This is a genomic window from Streptomyces sp. NPDC017225 (assembly GCF_044331465.1).
GTDB lineage: Bacteria > Actinomycetota > Actinomycetes > Streptomycetales > Streptomycetaceae > Streptomyces.
The window spans coordinates 22,689-42,829 of sequence record NZ_JBIRNE010000032.1; the positions used below are offsets into that span (position 1 = coordinate 22,689).

The 20,141-nt window shown below is 69.3% G+C and carries 14 protein-coding genes and 4 pseudogenes; 8 read left to right on the forward strand and 10 right to left on the reverse strand.

Going from position 1 to position 20,141, the window contains the following annotated elements:
- Positions 1-14: 14 nt before the first annotated feature.
- Both ACH4NX_RS36400 and ACH4NX_RS36405 read left to right on the forward strand, forming a co-directional pair.
- A pseudogene (locus ACH4NX_RS36400) lies at positions 15-152 on the forward strand (transposase); the annotation flags it as partial.
- Positions 153-265: 113 nt separating this feature from the next.
- A complete protein-coding gene (locus ACH4NX_RS36405) occupies positions 266-511 on the forward strand; it encodes a hypothetical protein (RefSeq protein ID WP_398130168.1) in 246 nt (81 codons plus the stop codon).
- Between the two features lie 162 nt (positions 512-673).
- Here ACH4NX_RS36405 and ACH4NX_RS36410 read toward each other — a convergent pair whose 3' ends face one another.
- From ACH4NX_RS36410 to ACH4NX_RS36440, 7 genes are all read right to left on the reverse strand, one after another.
- Positions 674-1,459, reverse strand: coding sequence for a polysaccharide deacetylase family protein (locus ACH4NX_RS36410; protein WP_351400333.1), 786 nt, complete (start codon positions 1,457-1,459; stop codon positions 674-676).
- Complete coding sequence (locus tag ACH4NX_RS36415; protein ID WP_398130169.1) at positions 1,449-2,666, reverse strand: lysylphosphatidylglycerol synthase domain-containing protein; 1,218 nt, start codon at positions 2,664-2,666, stop codon at positions 1,449-1,451. The genes ACH4NX_RS36410 and ACH4NX_RS36415 overlap by 11 nt, the downstream gene beginning before the upstream one ends.
- The gene (locus ACH4NX_RS36420; protein WP_398130170.1) at positions 2,663-3,796 is read right to left on the reverse strand and encodes a glycosyltransferase family 2 protein; all 1,134 of its coding nucleotides are present in this window, start codon (positions 3,794-3,796) and stop codon (positions 2,663-2,665) included. Before ACH4NX_RS36420 ends, ACH4NX_RS36415 begins: the two co-directional genes overlap by 4 nt.
- Positions 3,793-4,977, reverse strand: a complete 1,185-nt coding sequence (locus ACH4NX_RS36425; RefSeq protein ID WP_351400330.1) for an endonuclease/exonuclease/phosphatase family protein — start codon at positions 4,975-4,977, stop codon at positions 3,793-3,795. The genes ACH4NX_RS36420 and ACH4NX_RS36425 overlap by 4 nt, the downstream gene beginning before the upstream one ends.
- Before the next feature lie 146 nt (positions 4,978-5,123).
- Positions 5,124-6,152, reverse strand: coding sequence for a glycosyltransferase family 2 protein (locus tag ACH4NX_RS36430; protein WP_398130171.1), 1,029 nt, complete (start codon positions 6,150-6,152; stop codon positions 5,124-5,126).
- A gap of 270 nt (positions 6,153-6,422) precedes the next feature.
- The gene (locus tag ACH4NX_RS36435) at positions 6,423-7,286 is read right to left on the reverse strand and encodes a UbiA prenyltransferase family protein (protein ID WP_398130172.1); all 864 of its coding nucleotides are present in this window, start codon (positions 7,284-7,286) and stop codon (positions 6,423-6,425) included.
- Positions 7,287-7,534: 248 nt separating this feature from the next.
- On the reverse strand, positions 7,535-8,572 hold the full coding sequence (locus ACH4NX_RS36440; protein WP_351400327.1) for an NAD-dependent epimerase/dehydratase family protein: 1,038 nt from the start codon (positions 8,570-8,572) through the stop codon (positions 7,535-7,537).
- Between the two features lie 593 nt (positions 8,573-9,165).
- Between ACH4NX_RS36440 and ACH4NX_RS36445 the strand changes: the two genes are divergently transcribed.
- Positions 9,166-10,161, forward strand: coding sequence for an aldo/keto reductase (locus tag ACH4NX_RS36445; protein ID WP_351400326.1), 996 nt, complete (start codon positions 9,166-9,168; stop codon positions 10,159-10,161).
- Between the two features lie 236 nt (positions 10,162-10,397).
- Positions 10,398-10,775 (forward strand): annotated as a pseudogene (locus tag ACH4NX_RS36450) (helix-turn-helix domain-containing protein); the annotation flags it as partial.
- A gap of 4 nt (positions 10,776-10,779) precedes the next feature.
- Here the strand turns inward: ACH4NX_RS36450 and ACH4NX_RS36455 are convergent.
- Positions 10,780-10,971 (reverse strand): annotated as a pseudogene (locus ACH4NX_RS36455) (transposase); the annotation flags it as partial.
- Between the two features lie 504 nt (positions 10,972-11,475).
- Between ACH4NX_RS36455 and ACH4NX_RS36460 the strand changes: the two are divergent.
- Complete coding sequence (locus tag ACH4NX_RS36460; protein ID WP_398130173.1) at positions 11,476-11,754, forward strand: hypothetical protein; 279 nt, start codon at positions 11,476-11,478, stop codon at positions 11,752-11,754.
- Positions 11,754-12,338 (forward strand): annotated as a pseudogene (locus ACH4NX_RS36465) (N-acetylmuramoyl-L-alanine amidase); the annotation flags it as partial. The gene ACH4NX_RS36460 and the pseudogene ACH4NX_RS36465, both read left to right, overlap by 1 nt.
- Before the next feature lie 1,051 nt (positions 12,339-13,389).
- Here ACH4NX_RS36465 and ACH4NX_RS36470 read toward each other — a convergent pair.
- Complete coding sequence (locus ACH4NX_RS36470; protein ID WP_398130174.1) at positions 13,390-14,934, reverse strand: fused MFS/spermidine synthase; 1,545 nt, start codon at positions 14,932-14,934, stop codon at positions 13,390-13,392.
- Between the two features lie 119 nt (positions 14,935-15,053).
- On the opposite strand from ACH4NX_RS36470, the gene ACH4NX_RS36475 reads away from it, so the two are divergent.
- Positions 15,054-15,218, forward strand: coding sequence for a PAS domain-containing protein (locus ACH4NX_RS36475; protein WP_351400323.1), 165 nt, complete (start codon positions 15,054-15,056; stop codon positions 15,216-15,218).
- Between the two features lie 541 nt (positions 15,219-15,759).
- Complete coding sequence (locus ACH4NX_RS36480; protein ID WP_351400322.1) at positions 15,760-16,086, forward strand: hypothetical protein; 327 nt, start codon at positions 15,760-15,762, stop codon at positions 16,084-16,086.
- A 48-nt stretch (positions 16,087-16,134) separates the two neighbouring features.
- On the opposite strand, the gene ACH4NX_RS36485 is transcribed toward ACH4NX_RS36480, so the two are convergent.
- Positions 16,135-19,872, reverse strand: coding sequence for a chondroitinase-B domain-containing protein (locus ACH4NX_RS36485; protein WP_398130175.1), 3,738 nt, complete (start codon positions 19,870-19,872; stop codon positions 16,135-16,137).
- Positions 19,873-20,141: the final 269 nt, after the last annotated feature.

Sequence of the window (20,141 nt, forward strand, 5' to 3'; positions counted from 1 at the left end):
TCAATCCCCTCTACAGCCCTGGAGCCGTCGAGGGCCAGAACAACAAGATCAAGATGCTGAAACGGCAGATGTTCGGCCGAGCCAACTTCGACCTGCTCCGCAAGCGGGTCCTCCTCACCGCGCGAGGCCGTCCACGATCGCGGTTGTGGTGACCCTCTGTGGCTCCAGCATTGAAGGTGATCCAGAACCAGAAGCCAGACGTCGTCGAGATAGAGGACAAGCCGAGCGCGACATGACTACCGCGCGCCCCCGCCACGAGGCGACCATGTCTGCGCTCGCAGGGCGCGCAGCCCCGGCCACGGCTGGTCAGACGGACAGCGGCGGCGTGTTCGAGATGACAGCGGATCCGAACAAGCGATCCGATGCCGGTATGGACGCCGCAGGATTCCCCGACGACGTGATGCGCGGGCAAGACGCCTGGAGCGCCACCTGCGATGCGCTCGCCGTGGCCCGCCGCCGTGACAGCGCCGTCCTGCGCCGCCGCCTGCTGCGCCTGTCGGTGCGGCTGTGATGGCACGCGTACGGGGAGACCGCCCGCTCGACGTCGGCGGCGCGTACCGCACTGCGGTGGCCGGCCCCCTCCGGGGAGGCCCTGAAACGGTCAAGTGGAGAGGTGACGAGCGCCACCGTCGCCTGGTCCGGCGTCGGTCCGTGCCGACGCCGGGCCGGGACGTCACAGTGTGGTGAAAAGGGTGCCTCGTCCGCGCAGCCGGGTGAGTGCCAGGTCCAGCGCCTTCACGGTGCGGGAGCGGTCGCCGCCGCCGTCATGGCAGAGAACGATGTCGCCCGGGCGAGCCCGCGCCACCCGCTCGGCTGTACGGTCCGCGGGAGGCTCCCGCCAGTCCTTGGGGTCGACGGTCCAGTCCACGGGCGTCAGACCGTGGTCGCGTGCGGCTGCCAGCACACCACGCGACCAGCCTCCGGCCGGAGCCCTGAACAGCGTGGGGCTGACGCCGGTCTCGCCGGTCACCACCCGCTGGGTCTCGTACATCTCCCGGGCGAGGTCCGCCGTCGGCAGTGTGGCGAACGGCTGGAAGTGCGAGTACGAGTGGTTGCCCAGGCGATGGCCAGCGGCCAGAAGACGCCGGAGCAGTGCGGGGTGTTCCCGGGCACGCTCGCCGATCACGAAGAACGTGGCCTCCACGGCATGGGCGGCGAGTACGTCGAGCAGGGCCGGCGTCCACGTGGGGTCGGGACCGTCGTCGACGGTGAGCGCGACGGGCGTCACCGCCTTCCACGACTCACCGGCGTCGGCATCCGTTCCCGTACACCTGCCGGGTACCGCTCCGGCGACCGCGTTCCCGCGCGGCACGCGGAACACCGGACCGCGCGTGAAGAAGGGTTCCCTCCCGCGGGAACCCGCTTTCCCGCAGCGCAGTGCCTCGGCGCGGCGGACGACGCTCCACGCCACCTGGGAACTCAGGGCGCGCAGGGTCGGGGACCGTGGGTCATGCGACACGTGACACCTCCTCAACGGCCCCGGCCGTAACCCGGCCCCGGCCGCGCCGGGCCCCCTGGGCGGCGAGCAGCGCCGCACCCGCACCGGCGATCTCCGTGACCGTGCAGCACACCCGACTGGCCAGGGCCACGGCTCCGGCCTGCGCCCAGGGCAGGTCGGCCGTCAGGACCACCATCAGAACGACCTCGCGCACGCCCGCACCACCGGGTACCACCAGGACGGCTGCTCCCGCTGCCGCGGCCAGGGCGAAGCCCCCCACGCAGAGAGCGAAAGAATCCGTCAGGGGCGCCCCGAGCACCACCGCGATCATCCACAGGTGTGCGCCGCCGACGAGCCAGGACAGCACTTCCCAGACGACCGCACGGCGCAGGTCGCCGTCCGCGATCCGCAGGTCCGGTGCAGGGCGGCGCAGAAGCCGGGCCGCCCGGCCGGCTGCCCCTACGATGACCCCCGGCTTCCGCAGCAGTGCTGCCAGGGCGAGGGCCACGGGCAGCAGCCACCAGGCGCCATCGCCCATCACACGCGGTGCCGCCAGCATTCCCACCACCGCGGCGGTCAGCAGCACCACCACGGAGTTGAGGACGTAGGCCGTAACCATGCGCTGTGCGGTAACGCCGTGGCGGCGCCCTAGATGCACTCCGGCCAAGGCGCTCCAGAAGGGGCCGGGCAGGTATTTCCCGAGGATGGTCCCACCGAAGATCTGACACGTGGGACCCCAGGACAGCGGGCTCCCCAGACCGGTGACCGTGCTGCGCCAGGAGGCCATGCTCAAGGCCAGCCCCGCCAGATTGACCACTGCCGAGCCAACCAGCCAGGGGGCGGCGCCGTCCCGGGCGAGCAGTCCCCCGATGACGTGACCGCTGCCCTCCAGGGCCTGCCACATCCCGTACCCTGCGACGGCGATCAGCGATGCCGCCAGGAGGGGCCGGAGCAGCGCGGTCCAGCCGCGCTTGCCTGCCGGCGTCGCGTCAGGGCCTTGCGGCGTACCGTCGTTCGACGGCCGGGGTCGTTCGCGCACGCCCGGTGCGCGCACGTCGTCCTGGGTGGCGGGCTCCTGGGCCGGGAGGGCCGGTACCGCGGGATGTCCGCGGTCCGGTTCCCCGGCGGCTGCCCCAGGTGCTCCGTGCGACTCTCCGGGCCGGGGCCTTCCCGTCCGGCCCGGGTGCATGACGGGTGCGTCCTTGGTGTTGTGCACGGTTTCGGTCATCCCGTGCGTCCTTCGAGTACGTCGGGCCTGCCGACGCCCGGGTCCGTGCCGGGCCCGGCGGGGAGGTCCGTCCCGCGGGACGGACCGTCGGCGACCCTGCCGAAGCCGCGGTCGAACCTGCTGCGCAGCCAGCCTGTGCCGGCGCCGAGCGCGATCTGCAGGTTGACCAGCAGGTGCAGCCCGATGAACAGCGGCAGGAAACCGAGCCCCCGCCGGCGCCGTACGAAGCGCAGCAGGGACGGATCGGCGCAGGCGAACGCCATGACCCCGAGGACGGGAAGCACAGCGAGGGGTGCGGCGAAGACGGCGGCCGGCACGGTGGCGACGGTGAACGTGGCCGCCAGCACCCCCGCCATGCTGTTCGCCCGCAGCGCTCCGGGGCGGCGGCGGTGGGCGGCGGCGAAGGGGAGCAGGTACTGGGCACGCCGGAACTGCTCGCGCAGCATGGGACCGAGCCGGTGCTCCTCATCGTGGGCGGCTACCACCCGATCGGTGAGCAGGATGCGGTACCGGGCGGAGAGCCGTTCGCTGTACTCCACGTCCTCGCTGTCGCGCAGCGCGGGATGGAAGGGGCCGATCTCTTCGAAGACCCGGCGGGGTACGGCCGCCGCCGCGAAGAACGCGGTGGAGGTGGGGCCCACTCCCTTGAGCCGCCAGTGATGGGCGTGCAGGGTGCGGTACCACTCGACTGGCCCGTGGTCCACCAGGGGTACGGGGGCGATGATGCCGTGCACACAGCCGAGTCCGGGGTCCGCCCGGAGCAGCCGTACGGCGTTCTCCAGTGAGTCGGGCGACAGGGCCTGGTCGGAGTCGAGGAAGAACAGGATGTCGCCCCGTGCGGCGGCGGCCCCGGCATTGCGTGCGGTGGAGACACCGCGGTTGGTGTCGGCACGCAGGACCCGGCAGCCGAAGCGCTCCGCGACAGCGACGGAGTTGTCGGTGCTCGCGTCGTCCGACACGATGATCTCGAACGGCTGCAGTGTCTGCGAGTGCAGGGAGGCCAGGCACAGTTCCAGCGTCCCCGCGTAGTTGTAATTGGGGATGACGACGGACACCCGGTCGGGGGCGCCACCGGGATCGCTCGCGCCGTCGCCGAAAACGGCTGCCGCCGCGGAGTCGGTGCCGGTCACAGGGACACCTCCAGTATCTGCGCTCGGTGATCGGACAAACGGTTCATGTTGTCGGTGCGGTAGCTGTCCACGGTGACCGGCCCGGTGGAGAACGCCCAGTCGAGCCGCCACAGTCCGAGAACCGGGACGAGTTCGTTCCAGGTACGGGGATAGAGGCCGCCGCCGCTGTCCGCCGCGTCGCGCAGGGTGGCGCGCAGCTCGTCCATCTCTCCCATCACGGGGCTGCTGTTGAAGTCCCCCGCGATCACGGCGGCGGCGCCACGTCGGCGCTGCTTGCGCAGTTCCGCCTCGAGCCCTTCGAACTGTGCTGTCCGGGTGCGTTGCCGCTCCCGCAGCATGCCGAAGAACGAAGGGGAGACCAGGTGCAGTCCGGGATCGATCTGCACAGGGATGTGGACGTTGTACAGGGACAGGGGCCGACCGTTCACCTGGATGTCGACGCGGAGCGTCTTCACCGCGCGATACACCTCCAGCCACGGCGCCTCGGGCCGGCCGGCGACCGTGCTGCCCGGGCCCACCAGCTCGTATCCGGTCACGGGGACACGGGACAGCGTGATCAGCTCACCCCGGGAGACGACGTGATAGCCGGGGAACTCACGGCCGATGCGTGCCAGGTCGTCGACCGGCCTCAGGTTCTCCTGCCGGTGGTCGATGCCGTGCACGTACTCCTGCAGCAGGTAGACGTCCGCCCGCTGGGCCCGCAGTGTCGCCCAGAACCGGTCGGTGTCGACGCCCTGGCCCCACCAAGTGGTGTTCCAGGAGACGATGCGCAGGTCACCGGTGGTGGACGAGTTCTGGTGGGTCAGTGCGGACAGTCGTATCCCGTTGCGGGGCCAGCTCACCGCAGCCGAGGCGAGCGCCAGGCAGCACACCAGGAGCAGGGCCGTACCGCGTGGGCGGCGCCCTGACGCTGTACGCCCGCGGAGCACAGAACCCGTAACGGAACCGGAGGCCGGTGTGCCGGCGCTCGCCGGGGCCACGCCGGCCGACGTGTCGGAGCCCTCCTCAGCTCCGCTCGCGACCGCAGTGTCGGCTCCCCGCTTGCGCCGCCCGCTCCGCCGCAGTGCCAGGACACCGGCTGCCGCGATCAGCAGCACCGGCACCAGCAGGAAGGCTACGGGCGGTAAGAGATCGGGGGCCAGCATCACCCACCACCGGCCGCTGATCAGACGCTGCAGCACTGTGTAACAGGCCCACAGCACGGCCAGAATCACCAGGAAGCGAACCGCACGGCCCTGCCCGGGACGGCTGGTACGAGCCCGTTCTGTGCTGTCGGGGCCCGGCTCCTCAAGGAGGGTGTCCCCGGAAGCCGGCCCACGGGGGGCGGTCACAGAGCGACCGCAGCCGACGGGACCGCTCCGTCGCGGTCGTACAGCCTGCGGAACGACGGGGAGAACAGCCAGTGCGCCGCGCCGAAGGCCACTCCCGCCACGACGGTCAGGTTGAAGGCCAGTTGCACGCCGGCAAAGGCAGGCATGAACAGCAGCCCGCGCCGCGCGGCGACGAAACGGTACATGCCGAAATCGAGGCCGATGGCAGCACCGAACAGCAGGGCCGGCAGCGCCCATCCGGCCGGCCCCAGCACGACCGGAGCCGCCAGCGACACCACCGCCAGCGCGGAGGCGAGGCTTGCCCAGGAGCGGGAGGCCGTCTCGAAGCCCTTGGCGAACCGCTTGCGCCGAGCGTAGAGCGGGACACGCAGGCGCCCCCGGGTGAAGATCTTCCGCACCAGCGGCCACATCTCGTGATCGTCGTCGTGCGCGCCCCGGACGGCGGGGGTGAGCAGCAGATCGTAGTGCTGGCTGAGCCGCTGCCCGTAATCCACCTCCTCGGTCTGCCGCAGCTTCGGGTTGAACGGGCCGATCTTCTCGAAAACCTCCACGCGCATGGCGCACATGGCGGATATCAGGAAGCTGACCGTGCCCTCGGAACTGGTCCTCCAGTAGTACGCCTGGAGGCAGCGGCACTCCTCGACGAGACTGTCCCGGATCAGCGGTTCGGGCTCGTACATGCCGCACACCGCGCCGATCCCCGGGTTGTCCCGCAGCAGGTCGACGGCGGCCCGGACGGCACCGGGGCTCAGCGCCACGTCCGAGTCGAGGAAGAACAGGATACTGCCGCGGGCCCGGGCGGCTCCGGTGTTACGGGCGACGGCGACTCCGCTGTTGGTTCCGGTACTCACCACGGTCACACCGTGGGACCGTGCTATCTCCGCGGAGCCGTCCGTGCTGCAGTCATCGACGACGATGATCTCCAGGTTCGGGTAGCCCTGGTCTTTGGCGGACTGGATGCACAGGCTCAGAGAGCGCCCGTAGTTGTAGTTGGGAATGATCAGAGAGACCAGTGGTTCTTCCATGAGGTCCTTACTTTCTTGGCTCTTCGGTTCGTGCCGTCGACTGCCGGTCTTCCGCGTCCCGGCGCCGCACAGCCCGTGCTGTCACCGCGCACCGGGCCCGCGTTCTTCACACCGGTCGCGAAGAGACCTCGCGACCGGGCAGAACACGGCCGGGAACAGCGCGACACACAAACACAGCGGACACGAGAGAGGGAAAAGGAGCAGTAGGGGCTGTGGCGCCCGGGGGTCAGGGAGACGAGGGCGGCACACCCATGGGGCGTCGCGCGGGCCTCAGGAGAGCAGCATGAAAGCGCCGGCCCACATGAGGCCGCAGCCGACCATCAACCGGTCCCGGAACAGCGTGCGCACCGGGTCGGCGCCGCCCTCACCCACAAGCAGCAACTGCAGATAGCGGAAGACGGCGAACACCGAGATGCCCAGGGTCAGGAAGACGAGAGCCGTGGCTTCGGGGCTCTCGTCGGGAGGGGCCGTCAGGTAGGTCCCGAGGGTCACCGCGGACAAGGTGGCGCTGACCAGGGTGAGATAATCGATGAACTGTACCGAATACCCGGCGAGAGCAGGCCGATGGCCCCCGCCGACATCGAGGAGTTCCCTGCGGCGCTTGCCGAGTGCGAGCAGCAGACAGCCGGTCAGCACTGTCAGCAGCAACCAGGACGACGGTCCGGCGTCCAGCGCCAGGTAGCCCTGGACGGCGCGCAGGACGAAGCCCACGGCGACCACGAAGGCGTCGACGAGTGACACGTGCTTCAGCCGGTAGCTGTAGGCGAGGTTGAGCGCCAGGTACACCAGCACCGGCCAGGCCTTTTCCAGGGAGGCCAGGGCGGTGCCCGCCGCGAGGGCGGCGCAGACCACGGCCAGATAGGCCCAGGCCGTGCCCGGGGACAACTCGCCTGAGGCCAGCGGGCGGTGGCTCTTGGCGGGGTTCAGGCGGTCGCGCTCCCGGTCGAGGATGTCGTTGAGCACATAGACGGCTATCGAAGCCAGGGTGAACAGAGCCGTCGCCGCCAGCACCGCGAGCACCGCTTGCGCCGTACTCCGGTGGAGGAGGACTGCCGGCAGGGCGATGACGACCGGGTTTTTCGCCCACTGGTAGGGCCGGGACAGACGCAGCAGCGCACGGGGGACGCGCAGCACGCGGTGCAGGGCGCCCGCGGGTGGTTGCGCCCCCGGGGAAGTGCTGTGCGCGGCAGGCGCCGGGAGAACGACGGAGGGGGTGGACGCTGTGGCAGCGGGGGCACCGGGGACGGCAGGCGCGGACGAGGCGGGAGCGGAGGGTGAAGGGGGGTGGGACACCGTGGAGTTGACGCCGGGCATGACTCTCCTCAGGACCGATGTGAGGGGCGGGCGGTGCGCGGATGCTCTCGAGCCGGTCTCACAACGGTTCAGAAGACGGCCTTCGCCAGTTTGAGCGCTCCCTGTCCCCAGGCGTCGCGGCTGGTCCTGCCGCCCGCTCCAACACCACCGCGGTGTGCCTGCGACCGCCACCACGCGAAACTGCGCAGAATGGCCTCGCGGTTGGAGTGCCGCGGTGTGAAGCCCAGCCGTTCGCGCATGCGGGTGATGTCCATGTAGGAGTCCATGCGCAGCTTGTGGATGAGACGTGTGTAAACGGGGGAAAGACCTGCCCGGGCGAGCAGCTCCAGGGTCGCCACGGCGGGTTTCATCGGCAGTCCGATGACACGTTTGCCGTGCCCGGCGGCGTCGAGCACCGTCTGGAAGTCCTCCCGAAGGGTGCCGAACTCCGCGGAGCCCACGTTGAATTCCGTGTTGGCCGCCTCCGCGGGAGCCTCGGCGGCCAGCAGGATGACGTCGATGAGGTCCTCGACGTCCAGCATCTGGCTGCGTACGCGGCCGTCGCCGAGCACGGGGAAGTGGTGTCCCCCGTCGGCCCATTCGAAGAGCATTGCGAAGATGCCGAGACGTCCCGGCCCCAGGAACGTCTTCGGGCGGAGCACGGGGACGACCATGCCGTCCGCGCGGGCCTTCTCCACCAGCTCCTCCGCCCGGGCTTTCGCCGTGCCGTAGGGATCGATCGGCCGGCGGGGGTGGGTCTCCGGCGTGGGCACCTGGGTGGGCAGTCCGTACACGGACCCCGTCGACAGATGAACGACGCGCGGCACGTCCTCGCTCGCCGCCGCGGCGAGCACCGCGCGCGTTCCCTCGACGACGATGGAGTCGATCTGGGCCTGGGGGTAGCTGGGGAGGGCCGAGGCGCTGTGCACCACCAGGTCGGCGCCCTTGACGGTCTGCCGCAGCAGAGCGGCGTCGCGGATGTCGCCCGTGACGAGCCAGGTGGCGGGTGAGTCGGTACGGTGCGCCAGATCAAGTCCTACGACCTCGCAGCCGCTCTCGGCCAGCCGCCGCACCAGCGCGGTACCGAGCATGCCGCTGCTGCCCGTGACCACTACGCGGGTAAGCACGTCGGCATCTCCCTCTGTGTGGCGCCGGCAAGGCGGTGGTTCGCGCCGTGGCTCACGGAGAGAGACGACTGCCGCAGCATCGGCCTGTCGACGGCGGGAACGTCCTGACATGCGCCTCCGGCATATGACAGAGCTGGAAGCACGTGGGGGGGAGAAGGCTGTTTCACGCTGGTTCCGTTCGTTGCGTCGTGCGAAGAGATCGATGAACGCTGGAGCGGGACACCCGTCGGCGCTGGCGGGCCGTCTCACCGGAACGATGACACGAAGTCAGGTGACTGGTGAAGAAGCATCATGATCTGACGAGCCGTCAGCGAAAGCATGCAGCCGAAGTTGATCGCCCGCCGGCCGCGCCGGACGGATGTCGTGCGGGCGACGCGGGGATGTCGACTTCGCGACAGGCGTGGGAGCGATTCCATGACTTGGCCCGTTTTGATGGACAACGATGTCGGCCCCGTCACTGATGCGGGCACGAAAGCCGCATGTCAACTCCCTGTATCGGGCATACAAGAAGTGACCGGAAAGGGTCTATGTGATCACCGGGGGTGAGGATGGTCTTGTGTGCAGGCATCGCCGAGCCCCTAATGTCTCCTCGCATGAACGCCTTGCAGCGCAGAAAGCTGGGACACAGCGACATCGTGATCGGAGCACTGGGATTCGGGTGCTGGGCGATCGGTGGTGAATGGCAGGACGCCGACGGCAATCCGCTCGGATGGGGCAGGGTCGACGACGACGAGTCCGTCGCCGCGGTGCGCCGGGCACTGGATCTCGGCATCACCTTCTTCGACACGGCCGACACCTACGGCGCCGGTCACAGTGAACGCGTCCTCGGGCGAGCTCTACGGGGGCGACGAGACGAGGTCGTCATCGCGACCAAGTGGGGCAACACCTTCGACGAACGCACCCGGACCCTCACGGGCACCGACGAATCGCCCCCCTATGTTCGCCGGGCGCTCACGGCCTCCCTGGAACGTCTCGGCACCGACCACGTGGACCTGTACCAGCTCCACCTGTCCGACACGCCCCTCGACCGGGCCCTCGAACTGCGGGACACCTGCGAGGAGCTGGTGAAGGAAGGGTTGATACGGAGCTACGCGTGGAGCACGGACGACCCGCAGAGAGCCGCCCTGTTCGCCGACGGCCCGCACTGCTTCGCCGTCCAGCATGCTGCCAACGTGCTGCAGGACGCGCCGGAGATGTTCGCGCTCTGCGCCGACCGTGACCTCACCAGCGTCAACCGCAGTCCTCTCGCGATGGGGCTGCTGGCCAAAAAGACGCAGGGCGACGGCGGACGCGTCGACGCCGGCGACATCCGCGCGGTCCCCCCGGCCTGGCTCACCTGGTACGGCGAGGGCGCAGTGCCCGCTCCCGCCTGGGCGGAGCGGGTGGCGGCCGTCCGAGAGGTGCTGACCAGCGGTGGACGCACACTGGCCCAAGGCTCACTGGCCTGGCTGTGGGCACGTAGCCCGCACAGTCTGCCGATCCCCGGGTTCCGCTCGGTGGCCCAGGCGAAGGAGAACGCGGCTGCTGTGACGCACGGGCCGCTGAGCGAGGACCAGATGAAGGAGGTCGAGGAGCTGCTGAACGGCTGACGGCCGTGTGCCCGGCACGTGTCGTGGCGCGCCGAGAAACCCTGTTGGGCCGGATGAGCGGATGCGCTCCCCAAGGGGGAGGTTCGTGAGTCTTTGAGGGGCCCCGGTATCGCCTTACGGTGTGGGCGAGCGGGAACCATATTGTTCACGAGCCTTGTTGACACAGGCCGGGCTTGGTCATGGCGGAGACCTCCGGTGTGGTGGAGGTGTCGAGTCTTCACCGCGCGGAGGTCTTCGTGTCCCACCGTCATGCCCGGCTGACCGTCTTCGGCAGGCGCCCGCTCGCCACACCCGTCTGCTCCGGCCGCCCTGTCGCGCATGTGGCGGCCGAGATGGGGATCTCGCGAGCAATGGTCCGCAAGTGGCTGCGCCGCTGGCGGACCGGGGGCGGGACAGACCTGACCGACCGCTCCAGCAGGCCCTGAGGCACCGCACCGGACCCCGGCGGACGCCAGGCTGGTGTCTGCCGGCTGCGCACCGACCGCAAGCTGGGACCGGCCCGGAACGGCCTGAACCAGCCTGGACCGGCCCGGTCCTGGGGCTGCCGGCCTCGACCGTTCACCGGTCCTCCCCGTCATCGGCTGAACCGTCTGTCCTGGATCGCCCGGCCGACCGAGGGTACCGCCACTGGACCCCGGTGCGGTCCACGTACAAGATCGCGTCCATGATGTCGCGCAGGTCGTGCTCCGGCGGCCGGCCGAAGTCCAGGGCCCTGCCCCGGCGCTCGAAGCGCCAGGCAGACAGCACCGGCTCGATCAACTCCCAGCTTGCATCGGACAGATCGCTCGGGTACGGGCGTCGCGTCGGCATGCTTCGGGCGTACCGCTGCGGACTGAGTGCGCCCAGGCGTACAGCGACGACAACGGAAGCACTCGGCTGCGAAGACCGGGCGTCCTGGGACGAGACAGGCGCAAGCCACGTCACGCCTCACCTGCCACCCCACCTGACCAGCAAGAACCACCCCAGACCTCCAGCCGCACGAACACCCCACGCTGCCGGCCTGAAAACTACCCGATACTCGGGCAGTTCAGGTGAAAGTGACCTCTAAGGCCCATGACATCACTATCGTGCAGCGTGTCGGCGGCGTCGTGAACCCGGACGGGCAGCCGGCCGAGGACGGCGTGATCGATGTGGTGGCGCTATTCGCCCCGGGCGTCGGTGCGGATCTGGCCCTCGCACCGGGTATCCATCAGAGTGAGTCCTCGTACAGACCGTGGGGCGTCTGCCCCCCGGCCCGTCGAGGGCATCCGCAAGGCCGACACGATCACCGTGCTCTGACGCAGAGACGCCGTACCCCACAACGGGAGACTGACCATGCCCCAACCACCCGGCCCGGGCCGCACCGTGCCGTACCGGATCACCGATGACGCTGCCCGGGACACCGCCCGCCGGCGCGTGCTGTCCGGCATCACCGACAACCACGTGGACGCCGGACAGCGGTACCCGGCCGTCGACGGCCGCCTGTGGGCGGGCAACTCCGACTACGCCCGCAACCTGTGTGTGCTCCTGGACGGTCAGGTCCCGCCGCTGTGGGCGATGCCGCGCCTCCGGGGCGATGTGCCCGGCATCTGGCCGAGGCCGGAGCGTGTGTGATGGCCGCCCCGGCGACTGCGGACAAATTCCTTCAGGCGCTACGCGCCGAGGGCCTGACCGTCATCGAGCATGGTGACTGGCGCGACCACAACCGCGACCACATAGGGCCCTGGGGGCCCGTCCACGGCGTGATGATCCACCACACCGTGACCCGTGGCCACGAGCACACCGTGGACATCTGCCGTCGCGGGTACGACGGCCTGCCGGGGCCGCTCTGCCACGGCGTGATCTGTAAGCAGGGACACGTCCACCTGATCGGCTACGGCCGCGCCAACCATGCAGGCCTGGGCGACGACGACGTTCTCCGCGCCGTCATCAACGAGACCAGTCCACCGGCCGACAACGAAGCGAACACCGACGGCAACCGGCACTTCTACGGCTTCGAGTGCGAGAACCTGGGCGACGGTGACGACCCCTGGCCCGCCGTCCAGTTGGACGCCATCGAGCGCGCCGCCGCCGCTGTGTGCCGGCACCACCGATGGTCCGAGCGGTCTGTCATCGGCCACCTTGAATGGCAGCCCGGAAAGGTCGACCCGCGCGGGTTCACGATGGACTCGATGCGGAACCGGATCAGGAGCAGGCTGGCCGACACACCCGGCCGCCCGGAGGAGGAAGACGTGCCCAAGTACCTGTCGCTCGGCATGACGGACCCGCTGACCCTTCAGCCAGGCCAGTGGAAGACCATCGCCTGGAACGAGGAGTACGCGGACCAGGCCGACAATCACTTCGAAGGCGGGCAGACCTTCGCCCACAACGCCCACTACAACGGTCTCCTGACCCTCGTGGGTGAGGGGGTCGCGCGCGGCGACGAGATCCAGGTCCGTATTGCCGAGGATGAGGACGGCGGCGGCCCGACGGTGCGCACGTTCGACCCGATCGAGGTGGTCGGCACCAGCGGCGGCACCTATGGCGGCGTCCCCGTTCTGGGCGTTGTAGGCGCCGGGACGCGCGCGAAAATCCAGCTCTGCCACTTCGGTCCCAGTCCGATCACCATCGCGCGGGCCGCGCTGAGGGCTCATGTCTGGCCCCTCTGATCCCGAGGGGGGTGGCGTACTCATCGACGACGACCACCCGCCGCGCCTGTACCTCCGGTTCAACCAGCGCGTCGGACAGGCGCACGATCGTGCTCCGGCTGGCGGAGACACCAAGGAACGCAGCCAGCCGGGCACCGGCCCGGGCGGATCGTGCGGGGATGGGCCGGCCGTGCGGGAGTGGGCCGGCCGTGCGGGGGTGGGCGGCGAAGGCACAAGCGGAAGGGGGCATTTCGTAGAGAACGAGGGTCCAAGGTCAGAGAGGAGGCTTCAACTGACAATGTGGCTGGTCGGCGCTCAGGTCGGCTCGACGCCAACTCCGTACCGAGCTTTCACAGCGCGTTGTCCGGGGCTGTGAGAGTTGAGCCAGAGCCCTCCCTCGTGAACAGCGCCACGCTTCGGGTGTGATGAGCGCTCGTTGACAGGGGAGCACCGCCGCGCCTGCCGCAGGACGAGTCCTGGAGTCAGTCGTACGGTGCTGATCCTGGTACTGCGTAGGGCGAGGCCGAGCATCGCAGGGTCGTAGCCGTGGACCGGGTGCTGTGCCGTCCCTTCCGTCCGCATGCCGAGCTTGCGGCCCAGCCAGCGCCGAGAACCGGCTTGGTCAGTGGCTGCTCGGTGGGCTGTAGGGCTGGAGGAGCTGCTCGACGGGCGCGTAATCGTCGGTGAGCGGTCGGGCGTCGCCGATCCAGGAGGTCAGGTCGTCGCCGGTGGTGATCTTCCAGCCGGTTTGCCGGGCATCCAGCGCTTCCTGGGTCGCGCGTGGGCCGACCGGTCGGTCGGAGGCGAGCACCACCATGTTGCCGCCCCGGGAGGTCGTGGTCTTGGTAGAGCCGACATCGGTCGGCTCACCGACCAGGGCCACATACTCGAAGATCTCGCCGAGGGTGGCCACCTCGGCCCGCGCGAAGGCCAGAGCACCGTGATCGATGAGGTTGGCAACGTACAGGCCGTCCTCGTCGAGCACCCGCCGTACGTCCGTCATCGCCTCCACCGTAGTGAGGTGCCACGGGACGCTGACGCCGCCGAAGGCGTCGCCGACGACGAGGTCACGGCTGGCGGCGTCCAGTCGCCGCAGGGCGAGCCTGCCGTCCTCGGCACGTACGTCGATTCCGGCTTCTGCTCGCAGACCGAGCTGGTCGCGGTTGATGCGCAGGACTCCGCTGTCGATCTCGGACACGAGACTGCGCGTACCGGGCCGCGTGGCCGCGAGGTAGCGGGGGTAGGTGAGCCCGCCGCCCCCCAGGTGGTGGGCGGTGAGCGGCTCGCCCTCCGGAAAAGCGGCGTCGACCACCGACGCGATCGCGCGTACGTAGGTGAACTCCAGGAAGGTCGGGTCGTCGAGGTCGACGTAGGAGTGCCGCAAGCCGTCCAGCACGAGCGTGCGGCCGCTGGGCCGGTCGGGATCCGCGACGACCCGTGCACAGTGGTACGGGGTCTCCGTGTCGCAGGCACCGGGCGCGACCCTGGTGGCGAGGCCGCCGGCGATGACGACGAAGACGAGGACAGCAGTGCTGATCCACCGACGCGTTCGCCATTCGATCAGCGCGGAGCCGACCACGAGCAGTGCGCCGAGCCCGATCAGGATGCCGCTGACAGGCAACCGCGACACGAGGACGAACCCGGTGAGAACGGTTCCGACGATGGCGCCGACGGTGCCGACGCCGGACAGCCGTCCGACCACCGTTCCGGTCTCGGCGAGGCTGGTGAGACGCAGCTTGGTGACGACGGGCGTCACCGCGGAGAGCAGGGCCCCCGGCAGGAGAATTGTCAGCGACGCGATCAGCAACAGCAGCGCTGGGGCCCACTCCGCGGTGGAGCGCAGCACGGCGGGGGTGAGTGCCACGACCGCTCCGGACACCCCGAGCGAGGGGCCTAGCAGCCGGCGCGGATCGACGTGGTCGGCGATGCGCCCGCCCAGCCAGGAACCCAGGGCGATCGCGGTGAGCGCGATGCCGATCACCGTGGTGCTGGTCTCGAGGGTGAGGCCGAGGTACGGAGCCAGTAGCCGCAGAGCGATGATCTCGACCACCAGGACCGCTGCCGACGACCCGAACACGAGCACGGCAGCCGCACGGGGGCCCAGGCCGTAGTGGCGGGGCATGTCTTCGGCGGGAGGCGAGGAAGACGGTCCTGTCACGGGCAACATCCTTGCACGCGGCTCACCTTCGGACAGGAGTTGAGGAAAACCGGTCGCTCCGGCTCTCGGCTCGACGGAGGCAACCTCACCCGGAACCTGTAGGGGACGAACGGGGCTGGTGTGGCGCCATGACTGTGTGGAACACGGACGACAGTGCTGACTTCCGTGGCCCTCTCGATGTCGCCAGGGCGGCCACGGTGGTCATCGACGCCGGCAACACGGTGATCGGGTGGAGCCCGGCGGCGGAGCGGCTGCTCGGTTATCAGCCCCAGGAGATCGTCGGCCACCCCTGAGCATGCTCCTGCCGGCCGGCTCCACGCCCTCCGTCCGCTCTCTCACTCCTCCCCTGCAGGGGAAGGACATCCGCACAGCCCGGCACAAGGACGGGGTGGAGGCGAACGTCGCCATGGCATGCCCCCTGCCAGGCGCCGGCACGGCGGCGTGCGTGCTCGTCGCGGCCGAGCTCAAGGATCTCCGACTCCGGACTCCCGGCCGGCCCTGCTGAACGGGCAGGCCACCCAGTCACTCGTCGGTCTGGCCATCTACGACACCGATTTGTGTGTGACCTGGTGCAATATGGCGTTCGAACGGGAAATCGGACGACCGTTCCCCGAGTTCCGCGGACCTCGGGCTGATGAGCTGTACGCGGAAGGGCGATTCGTGTCCAAGGGCATCCGCCCACCTGGGACGCGGTCATGCACCACGTCCTGGATACCGGAGAACTGCTTCCGGACTTGCACGCCCCAAGGTCGGCCGCCCAGCGATCCGGATACGGTCCGCCTCTCGTCCTGTGCCTACTACCGGCTGCAGGACGCTGACGGCCACGTCGTCGGAGTGTGCGAGGACGCGTTCGACATCTCCGATCGCTACAAGGCACAGCGGCGGCCGGCGCTGCTCGTCGAGGCGGGCCTCGGGATCGGAAGCACCCTCGACGTGATGGTCATAGCCCAGAAGATCACCGAGGTGGCGGTGCCGGAGTTCACCACCACGGTCATGGTCGACCTGGCGAACGAGGTGCTGGAGGGCGAAGTCGGTCAGTGCCACCATCCGGACCCGCGGGTACGCACACCGCTCGGTGCGATGGGTGTTCGGCACGCCGGAGCACTCCCCCACCGGACTGAAGCGGTAGCCGACCGGTCGGTCAGACCAGGGAGCGCGTAGGACCGGTGGCGGCGTCGGCCCGCCACCGGTCCTCTCGCGCGGCGCGTCCTACACGGCGCCGAGGCCGACGTCTGTCGCGCCGAGCGGTGCCCGCGTGACCGTGGACGACGACCGCTCGTCGGCGCCGGCGTCGGTACCGCCGACGCGAGCCTGGCCGTCCATGTCCTCCGTCACGAAGGCGTGGCCGCCGGTGCCACTGTCGATCGCCGGGCTGCCCGCACCGAGTCGGTACAGCGATCCGTCGGAAGCAAGCAGCGGGTCGACTGCCCTGACGGAGTCGGAGGGCAAGGACACGCCGACGGTCGCCGATCCGGTCGGCCACGCGATGTTCCCGGCGTAGGCCATCCCCTCCGGCTCCTCGACCTCATTGATCAACTTGCCCCGGCTGCCCGCGACGACGTTGTCGGCGATGACCGAGTCGACCGGGGCGAGCTTGTAGTTGGCGCCGATCTCGATGTTCGACACGTTGTTCACGAAGGTATTGTTCACGACGGTCGCCCGGTACACACGCCAGTGTGCGCTCAGCGCGCCCGAGGTGTCCACGTCGCCGCCGTCGATCTGCAGTGCGGCATCGTAACCGGTGCCGGTCAGGCCCTCGAAGTAGTTGTTGTAGACCTTGTGGTCCTGGCCGTAGATGCGGATCCCGCCGGTTCCCGCCTTGCCCTCCCCGAGGAAGAAGTTGCCGTAGAACTCGGCTCGGTTCCCGTGCCGTTGGGACAGGACGCCCTGCGAGGCGCGGAAGGTGTTGTAGCGGACGACGTTGTCGTTGCTCTTCACCGAGACGATCTCCGGGTCACCGTCGCAGTTCTCGAAGAGGTTCGACTCGACGACGGTGAATCCACTCGACTGGGAGATTCCGCTCCAGCCAACCCGGATGGCCTCCATCTCGTTCTCCGCGCGGGGGCCGATGTCACGGAAGTGGTTGTGGTCGATGCGGTCGTGCTGGGACTGCTCGGTCTCGGAGCCGTCAACGGTGATGAAGTTGCCGAGCTGGTGCTTCTCCTCGAAGAGGTTGTGGTCGATCCGGTTGTGGTGGCTGTTCGTACCCTGGATGATCACCCACTTCAGTGAGGACTCCTCGGTCAGCCGGAAGTGGTTGCGGGTCAACCGCACGTGGTTCGAGCCGGTGATCTTCAATGTGTCGCTGTTCGTGAACTTCAGCCCTTCGAAGGTGACGTAGGAGGAGTCCGCCACTTCGAGCTGCCCGTCGTCGACCACCGCCTTGCCGCGGTTCTCCGCGATCACGGTGACGGGCTCGGTTGCCGTTCCGTTCTTGCCGTTCATCTTGCCGATCGAGTACGTCCCGTCCGCGAGCACGATGCGATCCCCGGCCCGAGCATCCTCGAACGCGCTCTTCAACTCGTCCGAGTCCGCGACACCGACCGTGCGGACGGGGCTCTGCTCCCCGTCGTCACCGTCGTCCCCATCGTCGTCACCGCCGCCGCTGCCGTCGGCTCCGTGGATGTCGGTCTCGGTGATGCTGGTCCAGTCGTTGACCGTGTTGCCATGGCCGACGATCCGCACGTAGCGGGCCGAGGCGTCGGCGAAGTCGAACCTCTGCTGCTCACGTGTACCCCCGCTGCTGGTCTTTCGTTCCAGGACGGTCTTCCACGACGATCCGTCGGCGGACAGCTGGACGTCGAAGGTGCTCCTTCTGCTGTCGCCCTGGTGCCAGGCGACCGACACCGACCCGACGGTCTGCGCCGAGCCGAGGTCGTAGCGGATCCACGCCCCGTCGCCCTCGGCCGACCAACGGGTGCTCAGGTCGTTGTCCAGGGTGTTGGCGGGAGCGTTGCCGTCGTCCGCGCTCGCGGAGACGTTCGCGACCTGGACCGGGGCATCCCCGCCGGGGTCGGTGGGGTCCTCGCCCGCGGGCTTGATGTCGTAGGTCCGGACCCAGTCCACCTCGAGCACGGCCGGGCGCAGACCGCTGTCGCCGGTGAAGTTGTCGAGCTGGATGTTCAGATGCCCCGACGGCATCGTCTGGATGTCCCCCCGGTCGGCGTCCGCGCCGCCCGACTCCCGGAACCACTCGACGCCGTCGACGTAGCCGACCAATGCGTCCGGCGTCCACTCGAAGGCGAAGTTGTGCCACTGCGTCATGTCCACGGAGCAGACTTCGCGGTGCTCCTTCTTGTCCGAAGGGCTCTTGGGGTAGTGCAGGAAGGCGCCGAGGCACTGCGACTCGGGGTCGGAATTCTCGACCCAGTCGTACTCCCCGTTCTCGAGCCGGTTGCCTGCGGTGGGCCAGATCAGGTGCAGCACATGGTAGAGCTCGCCGTCCGAGCCGGTGTTCCGTGAGCGCGAGCGGATCTCCCACCGACCGTACTGGGCGTCACGCTCTTGCCTGAGCCATCCCGTGTCGCCGTTCGCCTCGCCGCGCATGCTGAGCATGCCGTCGGCGACGGTGCTGTTCTTGGCGCACCGGCGGCCGTTCTCGTCGTGTCCTTCCCAGCATCCTTTCGTGCCGCCGACCTCGCCCGTCGGTACCGCCCATTTGTCGGGGTCGACCGCACCGGTGTAGTCGAACTCGTCGGAGATCGGCAGTGGTGTGCCCCAGTCGTACCGCTGGGCGGCCTCGGCCGACTCTCCGTCGCCCCCGCCGCCTTCATCGCCCCCGTCATCTCCGTGCGTGACGTTCAGCCCGTAGATCTTCACCTGGCCGTAGTTGTCGTCGCTGCACGGGTCCGAGTTGTCGCAGTTCGCCTGCGTGTACGCGCCCGCCTTGAAGTAGGCGCCGGAGAACTCCTTCGACAGCGTGGTCTGCAACTCGCCGTTGTAGTAGGCCTTGACCTCGCCGTCGCCGATCACGAACTTCGCCTGGAACCTCGTGCCCAACACGTAGTCGTCGACCACCAGCTTGTGGTGCTCCTCGTCACCGTCGGTGATGTAGAGCTTGCTGCCTTCCAGGCGGAAGACGCTGACGTCGTCGGAGGCGTCGTGGATCTGGCCGGCGACGACGTTCGGGGTCTTTTCGGGGAGGTCCGTGATGGCTTGGTCGATCACCATCGTGTGGGTGCCGGAGGTGGACGACCAACTCGCCTTGCTCTCCCCCGTGTCCGTCATCTCCCGCAGCTCCGAGCGCGGATACTTGGAGCCGCTGGTGGTGACCCCGTCCACCGGGGCACGGAACCGGACGGCCGCGCAGTCGTCGGCCGTGGTGAACCACGGGTCGTCCGAGTACGTGGCGAGCTCGGGCTGGTAGACGTTGGTGGGGGACTCCTCCTCCCCCACCGGCAGCCCGACGTACCAGTTCGTCAGGTCCAGCACGTCGGCCGGGTACGCGCAGGAACCGCCGCCCCCGTCGTCTCCGCCGCCGTCGGCTCCGTGGATGTCGGTCTCGGTGATGCTGGTCCAGTCGTTGACCGTGTTGCCATGGCCGACGATCCGCACGTAGCGGGCCGAGGCGTCGGCGAAGTCGAACCTCTGCTGCTCACGTGTGGTGCCGCTGCCGGCTTTTCGGTTCAGGACCGTGGTCCACGACGATCCGTCGGCGGACAGCTGGACGTCGAAGGTGCTCTTCCTGATGTCCCCCTGGTGCCAGGCGACCGACACCGACCCGACGGTCTGCGCCGAGCCGAGGTCGTAGCGGATCCACGCCCCGTCGCCCTCGGCCGACCAACGGGTGCTCAGGTCGTTGTCCAGGGTGTTGGCGGGAACGTTGCCGTCATCGGCACTCGCCGTGACACTCCTGACCTCCAGCGGAGAGGTGCCGGCGGACGCGACCGGGTGGAACGCTCCCGAGACTCCGACGGCGACCGCACCCACTAACAGCGCACGAAACATGCGTCTCACAGGGCCTCGCTTCGATTGACGGCCCCGGGGCCACCGAGACGGCTGGCCGGGGCCGGACGGTTGTGGTCAAAAACCGGATGTACTGTGTCAGCCCCGTCTCGGGACGGGTCCCGGTCCGCCGGTGGTCGAATCTCCCGACATCGCTCGGCTCGGCGAAGACAGCGGAGCACCACGCGGATCGGCCCTCGGCGCAACGCGGCGTGCAGCGTTGTGCTGAATGCGGCCTCGGCCGTGGCGGTGGCGAGCGCCCCGGCCAGTTC

Bases quoted from the DNA above. Each gene is read 5' to 3' on its own strand.
- ACH4NX_RS36415 (WP_398130169.1), bottom strand. From the start codon at position 2,666: ATGACCGAAACCGTGCACAACACCAAGGACGCACCCGTCATGCACCCG.
- ACH4NX_RS36475 (WP_351400323.1), top strand. From the start codon at position 15,054: ATGACTGTGTGGAACACGGACGACAGTGCTGACTTCCGTGGCCCTCTC.
- ACH4NX_RS36405 (WP_398130168.1), top strand. From the start codon at position 266: ATGTCTGCGCTCGCAGGGCGCGCAGCCCCGGCCACGGCTGGTCAGACG.
- ACH4NX_RS36460 (WP_398130173.1), top strand. From the start codon at position 11,476: ATGCCCCAACCACCCGGCCCGGGCCGCACCGTGCCGTACCGGATCACC.
- ACH4NX_RS36430 (WP_398130171.1), bottom strand. From the start codon at position 6,152: ATGGAAGAACCACTGGTCTCTCTGATCATTCCCAACTACAACTACGGG.
- ACH4NX_RS36445 (WP_351400326.1), top strand. From the start codon at position 9,166: ATGAACGCCTTGCAGCGCAGAAAGCTGGGACACAGCGACATCGTGATC.
- ACH4NX_RS36470 (WP_398130174.1), bottom strand. From the start codon at position 14,934: ATGTTGCCCGTGACAGGACCGTCTTCCTCGCCTCCCGCCGAAGACATG.
- ACH4NX_RS36485 (WP_398130175.1), bottom strand. From the start codon at position 19,872: ATGTTTCGTGCGCTGTTAGTGGGTGCGGTCGCCGTCGGAGTCTCGGGA.